Origin of the sequence: Peterkaempfera podocarpi, from assembly GCF_042466665.1 — a bacterium.
GTDB lineage: Bacteria > Actinomycetota > Actinomycetes > Streptomycetales > Streptomycetaceae > Peterkaempfera > Peterkaempfera podocarpi.
This window is the reverse complement of sequence record NZ_CP162102.1, coordinates 855,676-868,161: the sequence shown is the minus strand read 5'-3', so window position 1 is coordinate 868,161 and position 12,486 is coordinate 855,676. Positions and strand designations below refer to the sequence as shown.

General features: G+C 70.6%; 13 protein-coding genes. 5 read left to right on the top strand and 8 right to left on the bottom strand.

Going from position 1 to position 12,486, the window contains the following annotated elements; translation table 11 throughout:
• Window positions 1-39: 39 nt before the first annotated feature.
• From AB0761_RS04025 to AB0761_RS04015, 3 genes are all read right to left on the bottom strand, one after another.
• Complete coding sequence (locus tag AB0761_RS04025) at window positions 40-663, bottom strand: TrmB family transcriptional regulator (protein ID WP_377267527.1); 624 nt, start codon at window positions 661-663, stop codon at window positions 40-42.
• Between the two features lie 104 nt (window positions 664-767).
• On the bottom strand, window positions 768-1,001 hold the full coding sequence (locus tag AB0761_RS04020) for a helix-turn-helix domain-containing protein (protein WP_377267525.1): 234 nt from the start codon (window positions 999-1,001) through the stop codon (window positions 768-770).
• A 113-nt stretch (window positions 1,002-1,114) separates the two neighbouring features.
• Window positions 1,115-1,354, bottom strand: coding sequence for a hypothetical protein (locus AB0761_RS04015; RefSeq protein ID WP_377267523.1), 240 nt, complete (start codon window positions 1,352-1,354; stop codon window positions 1,115-1,117).
• A gap of 402 nt (window positions 1,355-1,756) precedes the next feature.
• Between AB0761_RS04015 and AB0761_RS04010 the strand changes: the two genes are divergently transcribed.
• From AB0761_RS04010 to AB0761_RS04000, 3 genes are read left to right on the top strand one after another with little or no spacing between them, the layout of a single operon-like run.
• Window positions 1,757-3,223: a PucR family transcriptional regulator gene (locus AB0761_RS04010; protein ID WP_377267522.1), complete on the top strand. Its 1,467-nt coding sequence runs from the start codon at window positions 1,757-1,759 to the stop codon at window positions 3,221-3,223.
• Window positions 3,174-3,530: a hypothetical protein gene (locus AB0761_RS04005; RefSeq protein WP_377267520.1), complete on the top strand. Its 357-nt coding sequence runs from the start codon at window positions 3,174-3,176 to the stop codon at window positions 3,528-3,530. Before AB0761_RS04010 ends, AB0761_RS04005 begins: the two co-directional genes overlap by 50 nt.
• On the top strand, window positions 3,527-5,143 hold the full coding sequence (locus AB0761_RS04000; protein WP_377267518.1) for a cation acetate symporter: 1,617 nt from the start codon (window positions 3,527-3,529) through the stop codon (window positions 5,141-5,143). Before AB0761_RS04005 ends, AB0761_RS04000 begins: the two co-directional genes overlap by 4 nt.
• Window positions 5,144-5,218: 75 nt before the next feature.
• Here the strand turns inward: AB0761_RS04000 and AB0761_RS03995 are convergent, their stop codons facing one another.
• The 4 genes from AB0761_RS03995 to AB0761_RS03980 all read right to left on the bottom strand — a co-directional run bounded on the left by AB0761_RS03995 (window position 5,219) and on the right by AB0761_RS03980 (window position 7,878).
• A complete protein-coding gene (locus AB0761_RS03995) occupies window positions 5,219-6,016 on the bottom strand; it encodes an enoyl-CoA hydratase/isomerase family protein (protein ID WP_377267517.1) in 798 nt (265 codons plus the stop codon).
• Between the two features lie 47 nt (window positions 6,017-6,063).
• On the bottom strand, window positions 6,064-6,465 hold the full coding sequence (locus AB0761_RS03990) for a CoA transferase (RefSeq protein WP_377267516.1): 402 nt from the start codon (window positions 6,463-6,465) through the stop codon (window positions 6,064-6,066).
• A 157-nt stretch (window positions 6,466-6,622) separates the two neighbouring features.
• The gene (locus AB0761_RS03985; RefSeq protein WP_377267514.1) at window positions 6,623-7,633 is read right to left on the bottom strand and encodes an MFS transporter; all 1,011 of its coding nucleotides are present in this window, start codon (window positions 7,631-7,633) and stop codon (window positions 6,623-6,625) included.
• Window positions 7,609-7,878 (bottom strand): MFS transporter, encoded by a 270-nt coding sequence (locus AB0761_RS03980; RefSeq protein ID WP_377267512.1) that lies wholly within the window; start codon window positions 7,876-7,878, stop codon window positions 7,609-7,611. The genes AB0761_RS03985 and AB0761_RS03980 overlap by 25 nt, the downstream gene beginning before the upstream one ends.
• A 985-nt stretch (window positions 7,879-8,863) precedes the next feature.
• Here AB0761_RS03980 and AB0761_RS03975 point away from each other — a divergent pair.
• On the top strand, window positions 8,864-9,886 hold the full coding sequence (locus tag AB0761_RS03975; RefSeq protein WP_377267510.1) for a TIGR03617 family F420-dependent LLM class oxidoreductase: 1,023 nt from the start codon (window positions 8,864-8,866) through the stop codon (window positions 9,884-9,886).
• A gap of 533 nt (window positions 9,887-10,419) precedes the next feature.
• Here AB0761_RS03975 and AB0761_RS03970 read toward each other — a convergent pair.
• The gene (locus tag AB0761_RS03970; RefSeq protein ID WP_377267508.1) at window positions 10,420-11,109 is read right to left on the bottom strand and encodes a TetR/AcrR family transcriptional regulator; all 690 of its coding nucleotides are present in this window, start codon (window positions 11,107-11,109) and stop codon (window positions 10,420-10,422) included.
• A gap of 71 nt (window positions 11,110-11,180) precedes the next feature.
• Between AB0761_RS03970 and AB0761_RS03965 the strand changes: the two genes are divergently transcribed.
• The gene (locus tag AB0761_RS03965; RefSeq protein WP_377267506.1) at window positions 11,181-12,479 is read left to right on the top strand and encodes an acyl-CoA dehydrogenase family protein; all 1,299 of its coding nucleotides are present in this window, start codon (window positions 11,181-11,183) and stop codon (window positions 12,477-12,479) included.
• Window positions 12,480-12,486 lie beyond the last annotated feature (7 nt).

Sequence of the window (12,486 nt, the reverse complement as noted above, 5' to 3'; positions counted from 1 at the left end):
ATCGCGGTCGCGCACCGCGGCGACGGTGTGCCGTCCGGGTCAGAGCCAGCCGCGGCGTGCGGCCTGCCAGCCGAGTTGGATCCACGAGTCGACCCGGGCTGCTTGCATGAGTTGACTCACCCTGCGCTGGACGGTGCGCTGACCCAGCCCGGAGCGGACCGCGACCGCCTGGTCGGTGAGCCCTGCAAGAAGCAGCGAGAGCAGCAGCCGGTCCTCTGGATCGGCCGGCGCGCCCTCGTCGTCGGACGGCTGCTCGGGGGCCGCGTCGTCCCAGAGCCGCTCGAAGAGCGCCACGCAGAGCTCGACCAGCAGCGGATGGTGGGTCACCAGCACGCAGGGCTCCGCCCCCGGTGGGGTGTAGGGATCGCCGACGACGGCTACCCGGTCGTCGATGACCAGCAGCTTAACCGGCAGACGGGGCGCCAGCCGAAAGTGCTCGCCGCGCTCGAGTGCCTGGCGGATCACCGGGATCACCGATGGAGCGTCGAGCAGAGGCTGCTCGTAGACGACCCGATGTCGTACGCTGCGGCTCGCCAGGGTTCTCTCGACATCGTCGCTGGGCGCAGGGGTGACCAGCGGCGGTCGGACGAAGGCTCGGATCTCGCGCCGGGCGCTGCTCTGGAGCTGGTCGATCCTGGTCCGGATCGCCTCGGCACCGACCACTGCCAGGGATCCGTCGCCGCTGTCCCGCTGCTCGCTGCGGCGGTGATCCTGGAGCAGCTATCGCAACGTGGCGTACCTGCACCGTGGTTCCTCGGAACGCGCGATCAGCAGCGCCGCAAGGGCGACCTTGGGCGGCGCCGCGGTGAAGCGCCCGTTGTCGAGCCGGGCGGGGAGGCCCGTTCGGTGAGACGCTTCAGCGCCGCGGCGGCTGCCGATGGCGGGATCCCCAGTGCGGCGGCGAGTGAGGATTCGTCGCCGGGGCCGGTGGCGACCAGAGCGCGATAGGCGCGCTCCTCCTCGTCGTCGAGCCCGGCCGCCGTGAGCGTGGTGGTGTCCACCGTGGTCTCCTGTTCCTGCTTTCCGCTCGTTTCGGCCGGTGTCGGAGAGGCGGCGCCGACGGGCCGTCCGGCCTCCTGGCGGAGGTCCGGGCGGCCGCCGACGTACGGGTGGCTCAGCCCTTGAGTGCGTAGGCGTGGTTGAGGGTCTGAACGGTGCTGTTGCCGTCGGCGTCGACCGCGTTCATCTTCAGGCTCACGAAGCCGTCGGTGTCGGCCGCTGCCGGGTGGTGCACCGTGGCCTGGTACTCACTGCGGGGACCACCGGTCAGGGCGGCGTCCTGCCAGGCTGCGTTGTCGTCGTAGGAGACCTGGACGGTTATCGAGATGATCGGGGAGCCGCCGCTTGCGCACAAGGCGCATCCGGTGCTCCTTCTGAGAGGTCCGGAGACGGGGATCCCGAGCGCACGAACGTGCCGTGCCATGGATGAAGAGACGTGCGCATGACATGGAGCACCCTGGTCCGACACTCGTCAATGGACGCCGCGTGCGACCCAAGCTATTGGGTCGCGGGCGATCTCGCCGGAGCCTGGAGTGAATCGATCGTCTGGACAGAAGTAAGGCAGACGATGAGACGATGGCGCACATGTGCCAAGTTTTACGGCATCATACGTTGCGCAGCGCGAAGTGCTCGCATGCAAAGTAAAGGCAGAGTCTATCGCTTAGGTGTTGAGGCGCCTCGGGGCGAGCCGATCGGGAGGCGTCCGGCCGACTGAAGTCGCCGTCCGGGTTCGAGGGAGACGACAGAGAGGACACCGGTGAAGGACACACCCATTAAGAATTCCGGCAGCCGGTCGGCGACGGCGAGCGGTGCGCAGGGAACCGGTCCACGGGTCCTGCTGGCCTGGTCGGCCGAGCGGGTACGGGCTGGACTGCCCCAGGTGTTGGAGGAACTTGTGGCCCGGCTTCGACATGAGGTTCCCGCCTACGGTGACCCGCGCCGGGCGCCTCGGGACCTGGAGGAACAGGCCCGGTCCGGCATCGAGGCAGCCCTCCGCTCGCTCGCCCGGCCTGGGCAGCGCGACGCCTCGGCGCACCACGCCGGGGCCCTGGGTCGGCTCCGGGGCGAGCAGGAATTCCCGCTCGATGCCCTGGCGGACGGCTACCGCGTGGCGGGCACCGTCATCTGGGAGGCCGTCGTGGCTGTGGTCACCAGGCACGCACCCGAGCAGGTCCCGCAGCTGGTCCACGAGGCGGTGGCGGTCTGGGAACTCCTCGACCGCGACAGCCGACTTGCTGCGGACGCCTACCGGGAGGCGGCCCGGACGGTCGCGGCCGAGCGCGGCGCACGGGTGCGGGCTCTGCTCGACATCCTCCTCGACGGCCGTGCGGACCCCGACGACCACGCTCGCATTGCCGTCCGTCTCGGCCTGCCCGAAGCCGGTCGATACGCCATTGCGGCGGTAGACGGCACCAACGGGCCACTCCTCCCAGCAGCACGTCCCCTCTGCCCGCGGCTGCCGGGAATCCGGGTGCTGCGTACCCGGCGGGTCGACTACGACTTGCTGGTGGCCCATCTGGCGGACCGCCCCACCGGCGAACTGGCGGCCGGACTGGCGGGAAACCCTGGCGCTCGCATCGGCATCAGCTCGGAGGTGGACGGCCTGGCCGAGCTGCCCCAGGCCGCCCGGCTCGCCGTACTCGCGCTGCGCACCTGCAGCGCCGGCGGCGAGGTGGCCCAACTGGAACGGCGGCTGCCCGCGGCGCTGGTGGCCGCCAGTCCCGACCTGGCGGCAGTACTCGAGCAGCAGGTCCTCGGTCCGTTGGAGGGGCTGGACCCGGATGACCGCGATCTGCTGTTGGGCGCCCTCGATGCCTGGCTGGACTGCGGGGGCTCGGTGCCGCAGACGGCAGCCCGACTCTTCTGCCACGGCAACACCGTGCGCAATCGGCTGCGACGGCTGGAGCAGTCGACAGGCCTGACTCTCGCGCGCCCACGGGACGTCGTGCAACTCGTCCTGGCCCGGGACGCATGGCGGATCGTCCGTTCGGACGGCACCGCGTGCGGTTGTGGCCGGCCACAACCGGCTGCGCGAGCACTGTCACGGCCGACAGAGATCGAGGCAAGGTCTCGTGACGGCGCCGACTGCGTGGTTCCGTTTCCCGGACCCGGCCTGAACTCTCGTCAGGACCCGGTCACACTCCCACTTTCCCTCACCCTCGCACGGGATCACGATGAGTCTGTTCGACTACGCACCGGGCAGTGCCGGTGCATCACCCCCTGAAGGTCCGCAGGTCGACCCGGCCCTGGCACGGCTGAAGACCACCGCCGGCAGGCTGCGCCGCCGCTTTGTCGTCACCAACGGGATCAGCGCCGGCATGTTGCTGCTCGTCTCGCTCACCTTCGGCGACACCCTCGCCGATCGGGTGGCCGGCCCGCTCAGCCTCGGCCTGGTGCTGTTCATGGTGGTGGGCACCGTGCTGGCGGTCAGTTCGGTGCAGTACGACCGCGGCTGCCGCGCACACAGCGACCCGCAGGCCGCCGCGTGGCGCGCCCAGCGCACCGTCCCGTCGGGGGAGGAGGGCTGGTGAGCCTCCTCGCCGCTGCGGACTACGACAGCAGTTCCTTCACCCTCTCGCCGGTGACCGCCTTTCTGCTGGTGATCGGCGTGACGTTGTTCCTCTCTGTGATGACCGGCCTGGACACCGACGAGGTCGCCGACATCTACACCGCCAACCGCTCGCTCTCGGTGGTGAAGAACGCCCTCGCAGCGACAGGGGACTATGTTTCGGCCCTCACCCTCCTCAGCGCCACCGGCCTGGTCGCCCTGGTCGGCTACGACGGGATCACCCTGGGCATCTGCACGGTTTTGGCCCTGGGCGTGCTGCTGCTCATCGCCGAGCCCCTGCGCAACACTGGCAGATTCACCTTGGGCGACAGCCTGGAGGCCCGCATACCGGGCAGTGCGACCAGAATCGCCGGAGCCGTGGTCACCTTGCTCGTCTGCTTGCCGTACATCGTGTCCCAGCTCTCCGCCGTCGGAACGGCGGTCGCCGGCCTCGTCGGTCTGGAGGGGCCCGGTCCCGCCAAAGTCTGCATCGTGCTCATCGGGGCGCTGATGATCTGTTTCGCCGCGTACGGGGGCATGCGGGGCGTCAGCCTCATCCAGATCCTCAAGGCGGTACTGGTCTTCGGCGCCATGCTGGCGATCGCCCTGCTGGTGCTCGACCGTTTCGACTTCGACATCGCCGCCTTGCTCGACGGCGCCGCTCGCGGCAGCGGGCTGCCTGACGCCTACTTCAGCCCCGGCCGGCTCTATCCCATGGACGTGACCGGCCGGCTGAACGTCGTCTCGCTGTACATCACCCTGATCGCCGGCGCCTCCTGCACCCCCCACATGCTGATGCGGGTCAACGTTGCCCGCAGCGGCCCGGAGGCCCGTCGCGCGACCCGGCACACGATGCTCATGGTGGCGGCCTTCTGCGGCTCGGTCATCGTGGCGGGCCTCGGCGCCTCGGCGCTGGTCGGCGCCAAGGACATCGTCGCCGCCGACCCGCGCGGCAACAGCGCCCTGCTGGAACTCGCGGGCCACCTCGCCGGCGGACCCGAGACCACCGGGGGCAGCATCCTGTACACCCTGGTCGCCTCCGCGGTGTTCATCACCACCCTTGCCGTGGTCTCCGGGCTCACGCTGGCCGCGGCGGCCACTCTCGCCCACGACGTGTACGCGCACGCCTCCCGGCGCGGGCGGCTGGCCGAGGGCAACGAGGTGGGCGTGGCGCGCTGGTTCGTCGTCCTCGTCGGCTCGGTGAGCGTGCTGCTGGCGGTCGGCCTGTACGGCTGGGACATTCAGTTCGTCGGCGGGTTCTCGGTAGGGCTTGCGGCGTCGGCGATCCTGCCGGCGCTGCTCTACAGCCTGTTCTGGAGCCGCTTTACCAGGACCGGGCTGCTGTGGTCCATGTACGGGGGGACGATCTGCTGCTTCGTGCTGCTGGTCTTCGGCCCCAACGTCTCCGGCACCCCGGTCGCACTTCTTCCGGACCAGGACTTCCACTGGTGGCCGTTGGAGACCACGGGTCTGGTCTCGGTCCCGGTGGGCTTCCTGCTCGGTTGGGCGGGCAGCGTCCGCAGCCGCCGCCGGACCGAGCTGGACCGCCACGCCGAGATGGAGGCCCGCGCCCTGGCCGGCGTCGGTGCCGAGTAGGCAACGGCCTGTCAACGGCACCGGCCGTCCACCGCACTGCAGTGGGCGGCCGGTCGCCTTGCGGTCGGAGTCTGCTCAGCGGGCGCCCGTGAAGTGGGGGGTGCGCTTCTCCAGGAAGGCCAGCCGGGCCTCCTCGGCGTCGGGGGAGTAGGCGCACTGCAGCAGCCGGTCGGCCTCGGTGGGCAGGTAGTCGCCGAGCGACCGGCTCAGGGCGTCCTGGAGGTTGCGGCGGGCCCCGGTGACGGCGAAGGGGGCGGCACCGGCCAGACGGGCGGCCACGGCGCGGACCCGTCCGGCGAGTTCCTCGCTCGGCAGCACCTCGTGGACCAGGCCGCGGCCGAACGCCTCGGCAGCGGTGAGCCTGGGGGAGAGCAGCATCAGTTCCCGGGCCCGGGCCGGGCCGACGACCTGGGTGAGCAGCCAGCACATGCCCAGATCGCCGGAGAAACCGACGTCGACGAAGGCGGTGTTGAACCTGGCGTCGTCGGCCGCATAGCGCAGGTCGCAGCCGAGGGCGATGGCCATTCCGGCCCCGGCGCAGCCGCCGCGGACCTCGGCGACGGTGGGCTTGTTCATCTCGTACAGCACCGTGGTGACCCGGGAGGCATCCAGCAGCCGGGCGCGGTCGGCCTGCACGCTGACGCCCTGGACGAACCGGCTCTCGACGGGGCCGCCGTGGTCGCGGCCGACGGAGAAATGGCCGCCGGTGCCGGTGACGACCACGGCGCGCACTTGGTCGTCGGCCTCGGCCCGCTGCAGCGCCTCGATCACGGCGCCGATCATCTCGCGGCTGAAGGCGTTGCGGCGCTCCGGTCGGTTCATGGCGACGGTGGCGACGCCGTCCGCCATCTCGTATCGGACAGTGGTGGTCATGGGCTGTGCCTCCCGAGAAGCTGTGGGCCGGCGATCTCGCGGCGGGGTCAGATCGCCTCGGCCTGCAGATCTGCGGCGTACAGCAGATAGCAGCACTCCTCCGCGGGCATCCCACGCAGTTCGCGGGCGACCTCGGCCACCAGTGCCGTGCGGTTGGCCGCGCGGGCGGCGGGGGTGCCGAAACGCGGGTCGGCGACCAGGTCTTCGCGGCCGAGGAGGACGAGGAGCCGACTCAGCTCGCCCGGACGTTCGACGGTGAGCCTGACCCGTCCGTCGGCGGTCTCGTACACCTGCGAGGTCGCGGGCTTGATTCCGGCCGGGCGTGCGCTCGTCCTTTGCTGCGTCATGGGTCCGGCAGTCCTTTGCGTGGTCGTCGGGACTTGCGGGGCCGCACAGTGTGCCACTGTGCGGCCCCGCAGGGAGAGCCCGGGCCATGTGGGCTGCCGCATGCCACGGCCCGCCGGGCCCGGGCGGAGGGGGGACGTACCCGGGATGACGGCACGCAGCTGTGCAACGAGAGTTAAGTTAATCTGTCGTATGGCAGCTGTCCAGCCTTATGGGTGAACGCGGGCCGATTGGAGCCGTTCTTGAGAATCTCAAGTATGATCATTTTCGAGAGGTGGTGGATCGGTCGAGGAGTCGGGCGCGGTCCCGCTCCGGGTCGACGAAGGCCGCGATCGAGGCGGCGCCCGCGAGCAGTAGCACCGCAGTGATCACGAAGGCGGTGTTGTAGGCCGCGGCGGTGTGACCGTGGCTGTCCAGCAGACTGCCGGTGACCAGTGGCGCAACCACGGCGCCGAGCGAGTAGGCCGCGGCGTAGACGCCCAGCACCCCACCGCGCAGCCGCGCGGGTGACAGTCGGCCGAAGTCGGTCATCGCCACCGGGAAGACCAGGGCGCTCAGGCTGAAGCCCAGCACCAGGCACGTGATTCGGAGCCAGCCGGCCGGACCGTACACGAGACCCAGCAGGGCCAGGCCGGACAACCCGGTGGAGACGATCGCCATGCCGTTGTTGGCCGCCCGCTCGGAGGCCCCGCGGCGCAGCAGCCGTGGGATCAGCAACGCGGAACCGATCAGGGCCAGCGCCCCGAGCAGCCACGGCAGGGCGACCAGCTTGGAGGCTCCGGCGGTGTCGTAGCCGAGGGTGTCCTCGAGGTAGGCGGGCAGGAAGGAGAGCGCCAGCGCGGTCGCCCAGTAGGCGGCGAAGGAGGGGACCAGGTAGCCGAGGAACGTGCCCGTGCGCAGTACCGCGCCGTAGCGGACACCGGGGATCTCGTCGTTGGTGCCGGGGTCCTCGGGCCCGTGCGGGGCCGTGTTCGAGGCTTCGTCACCGTCACGGCCGAGCAGCAGCCAGGCCGCCGACCAGGCGGCGCCCAGCACGATCACGGCGACGAACGCGGAGCGCCAGCCGTGATGGGTGATCAGGGAGCCGAGGGCGGGGGCCGCGAGAACCACGCCGAGCGGGGCGGCGGCGAGCAGTAGGGCGCTGGGCAGGGCCCGGGCCTCTGGAGGGAACCACTTGTACAGGGCGTGGATCGCCACCGGAGCGGCCGGGCCCTCCGCAGCACCGAGCACCGCCCGGCTGGCGAGGATCACTCCGAAGCCGGCTGCCGCCACGATCGAGACTTGGTCAGGGCCCAGACGACGGCCATGCCGAGCAGCAGCCAGCGGGAGGGCACACGGTCGGCGAGCACTCCTCCGCCGGCCGCGGCCAGGCAGAAGACGAGGAAGAAGACGCTGGAGATCACCCCGTACTGGGTGGCGCTCAGGCCCAGTTCCGCGGTGATCGGCTTGGCGGCCAGGCCCAGCACGGCCTTGGCTGCGAAGTTCACGACGATGAAGAGGAAAAGCAGGACGGCCATGAGCCAGGCCCGTCTGCGTGACGGGGTGGCGCCCGTGGGCGCTTGTTCAGCTGTTTCGGGTCCGGGTGCGGTGCGGGACATGGATCCTCCTCGGCCGCCAGGGTGGTCGGCGGCGCTGTCGGTCAAGTGGCCATGCTGAGGGGGGGTGGGGCCTCGCGAGCAGTTCGCGCGCCGCGAGCTGCAGCAGGCAGCGGAGCATACGCGTCATTTGCGTGGCGAGGGTCACTGTGTGGCCTGCGGCACACATGTGTCAATCACTACCGGCTTCGATGTTGAGCGCAAGGCGGCACGATCTGCAGATCTAGCCATGGTTCGGCGAGTGGAGCCCCATGGTGAAGTCTGGCCACGGCGGCAGGAAGGAGATGTCGATGTGGACATCGACAATATCCTCCGTTAACTTGTCCGCGTTTCCCCCGCCGCCTGATGTCCCCACCCACTGGGAGCTGGCACGTGCGCACTCCAGATCTTCCGAATTCCGCGCTCGGGTACGCGACTTCCTGTACCGCGAGGCGCCGCAGCTGCTCGTGGGCCCCACCGGATTCGTCGGCCGGGCCACCGCCTACCGCAGGGCCCATTCGAGGCCGGGCTCGCCAGGATCTCCGCCCCCGGGCCTTCGGCGGCCAGCGCGTGCCCGAGGAGTGCCCGCGTCTTCGACGAGGGGGCCGTCGAGGCCGCGGGGCCGGAAGGTCGCACCCACCGTCCTTGGACACGAGCGACTGAGCGTCTCCTGCAACAGCCGCACCGTCGCCCAGCGAGCGCTCCTCGCCCACGAGCTGGTGGACCAGGCGGAGCGCGCCAGCCGGGCCGCCCGGCCGTCCGGCGGAACGTGCTGGACGCCCGGACGGGCGAGCGCACTGCCGTCCTTGGGAGCACCCCGCCCATCCGTCCTACCGCCGCGTCCGCGCCGCGCGGAGCCTGCTCGGCCCCCTGAGGCCCATCGCGAGCGGCCCGCTGAGCCGGCCGGCCTGCCCACCGGAGGCGCCACATGACCGGACCGTCCCTCAAAGTCGACCACACCTTCACCGGCCGCATCGAGCAGGCAGCCGCAGCCGCAGTCCTGGCCGAGGAGTACGGCGCCGACGGCTTCCTGGTCAACGAGGCCAGGCACGACGCCTTCCTGCAGCTGGCCATGGCCGCGAGCCGAACCCGGCGGACGGAGCTGGCCAGCGGGGTCGCCGTCGCCCTCGCCCGAAACCCCATGACGGTGGCCACCGCGGCCTACGACGTCCAGCGGCTGTCGGACGGCCGGACGATCGTCGGTCTGGGCTCCCAGATCAAACCGCACATCACCCGCCGCTACAGCATGCCCTGGTCACAGCCGGCCGCCCGGATGCGGGAGTTCACCGCCGCGCTGCGGGCCATCTGGCACAGCTGGCAGACCGGCGACAAGTTGGACTTCCGTGGCGACTTCTACACCCACAACCTGATGACGCCGATGTTCGACCCCGGCCCGCTCGCATCGGGCCCGCCGCGGATCTGGCTTGCCGGGGTCGGTCCCAGGATGACCGCCGTCGCCGGCGAGGCCGCCGACGGCCTGATCTGCCACGCCCTCACCTCCGCCGAGTACCTGCGGCAGGTCACCCTTCCCGCGGTGAGCCAGGCCCGTGCCGGAGCGGGACGGGAGGCCCAGCCCTTCGACATCGTCGGCACCGCCCTGGTCGCCACCGGCCGCACCGAGGAGGAGTACGCCGCCGCCCTCACCGCCACCAGGGAACGGATCGCCTTCTACGCCTCCACCCCCGCCTACCGCGCCGTGCTCGACCTGCATGGCTGGGGCGGCCTCCATGAGGAGCTGTACGAGCTCTCCACCCGCAGCTGCTGGCAGGAGATGGGCCGCCTGATCGACGACGAGGTTCTCGACACCTTCGCCCTCACGGGAGAGCCCCAGGCGGTCGGCCAGGCCCTCCACGAGCGCTTCGGCGGGCTGTGCACCCGGATCACCGTCTCCCTCTCGCGCGACGCCGACGACACCCTCGCCCTCGACGTCCTGGCCGGAGCCCGCGCATGACCTCCTCCCGCGGCACCGTCGACTGCCAGGTGGCCGACGGCGGCGCTTCCTCACCCTGTGCCGCCCCGGCCGGCGCAACACGCTCTCTGTGCTGCTCGTTGAGGACTTGGCCCGGAGGCTCGAACAGGTCGCCGTCGTCGCCGCGCAGGTGGTCGTTCTCACGGTGCCGATCGGGACTTCTGCGTCGGCGCAGACCTCACCGCCCCCACACATCGAGCGGGGCAACCGTCCCACCCGGGACACCTTCTCCTGTCGTCGGTGCGGCATCTCCCTCAGCGTGGCGGCTGGGAGGCGCCCCCAGGGCCCGCCGACCTCGTCGCCGCCGTGAACGTGCGAGTACACGCACGGCTCGCGTGGGTCTTCGTCAACACTCCCGCGAAATCAATCGCATGGCCGGAAGAGAACGGATGCGACCTGTGGACGTCCCCTCTCAGCGAATAGCCGGGAGTGCGAATCAGTGTGAACGATGGAGTCAACAAGCTCGGCCGACTACAGCCGAGAGGCTGACCGGCAACCGACATCCACCTCGGGCGTCAGGATACGGGCCGTTTGCGGGCGCCACGCTCCTCGAGCAGCCGCGCGGTCTGCTGCGACACCGGGGCCGCCAGCAGGGCGGTGACCAGGTCGACCAACCGGGTGGTGAACAGCCGGTCGTCGGGGCGGGGATCGGCCGCGGCGCGGGCGGCGAGCTCGACATGGCAGAAGCGGATGGCCGTGAAGCGGGTGTGCAGGATGTTGGTCGACTCGGGCGGCAGGAGCGGTTCCAGCAGCCGGCGCCAGGTGGTGATGCTGCCGATCTGCCGGTCCGCCCAGATCGCGTCGATCAGCGGTACCGGGCGGGTGAGCAGCTCTGCGGTGATCCGCAGGAAGGCCCGGCCGCCGTCCGGGTCGGCGAGCTTGGCGGCGGGAGGCAGCACCAGGGCCGCGGCCAGGGTGCTCAGGTCGCCTTCGGTTCCGAATCCCCGGCACTGCTGGAGCAGGGCGTCGCGGCGGGCGTCGATCCCCGGGTTGTGCTTGTCGAGTACGGCCTGGAGCAGCCCGGCCCGGTCGCTGAAGTGGTACTGGAGCGCACTGGGGTTGCGCTGCCCGGCTGCGCGGTTGATCTCGTTCAGGGAGACGCCGTCGACACCGCGGGCGGCGAAGAGCTGCTCCGCGGCCCGGATCAGGCTGCCGCGAGTGTCACGCGGCGCCGGGCTGTCCGTGGCTGCTCTCCGTGTGGTCATGATCACCATGCTAGCGCCTATCCGAGAGTTTAATGTGATCGCATTAAATCGCTGCCATGTGAGGGGTCAACATGTCCTGGGACTTCGAGATCGATCCCGACTTCCAGCGCGAACTGGACTGGATCGACACCTTTGTGACCGAACGAATCGAGCCGCTCGACCTGCTTCTGGGCGACACCGCGGACAAGTCCGACCCCGCCACCGTGGCCGTGGTCCGGCCGCTCATGGACCAGGTCAAGGCCCGCGGGCTGTGGGCCTGCCACCTCGGCCCCGAGCTCGGCGGTCCCGGGTACGGCCAGGTGAAGCTGGGCCTGATGAACGAAATCCTGGGCCGGTCCCGCTGGGCCCCCACCATCTTCGGTTCGCAGGCGCCGGACTCCGGCAACGCCGAGATCCTGGCCCGCTTCGGAACCCCGGAACAGAAGAAGGAGTGGCTCGAACCGCTCCTCGACGGTGAGATCTCGACCTCCTTCGCAATGACCGAGCCGCAGGGCGGCGCGGACCCGACCCTGTTCCGCACCACTGCCCGCCGTGAGGGCGGCCACTGGTTGATCGACGGGGAGAAGTGGTTCATCACCAACGCCCGGCACGCCGCCCTGTTCATCGTAATGACCGTCACGAACCGGGAGGCCGACCCGTACCAGGGCATGTCGATGCTGCTGGTCCCGGCCGGCACGACCGGACTGGAGATCGTGCGCGATGTCCACACCTGCGAGGGCGACCAGCTGGGCAGCCACTCCTACGTGCGGTTCACCGACTGCCGTGTTCCGGCCGCCAATCTGCTCGGCGCGGAGGGCGCCGCCTTCGCCATTGCCCAGACCCGGCTCGGCGGGGGACGTATCCACCATGCGATGCGCACCATCGCACAGCTCCGCCAGGCCTTCGACATGATGTGCGAGCGCGTGGTCTCCCGCAGCGCCCGCGGCGGCAGTCTGTCATCCCTGCAGATGACCCAGGAGAGGATCGCGGACAGCTGGATCGAGATCGAGCAGTTCCGTCTGCTGGTGCTGCGCACCGCCTGGCTGATCGACAAGCATCAGGACTACCGCAAGGTCCGCAAGGACATCTCCGCGGTCAAGGCCGCCATGCCCAAGGTGCTGCACGATGTGGTGATGCGGGCGATGCACCTGCACGGCTCGCTTGGCCTCTCTGAGGAGATGCCGCTCACCCGGATGCTGCTGCACTCCGAGTCGATGGCGCTGGCCGACGGGCCGACCGAGGTCCACAAGGTCACCGTCGCCCGCGACCTGCTGCGCGGCTACCAGCCGTACGAGGGCCTGTGGCCCTCCGCCCATCTGCCGAGCGCACGGGAGCGGGCCCGGGCCCGCTTCGCCGACCTGATCGGGCGCGCCGTCGTCGCCGAGAGCTGAGAGGAGC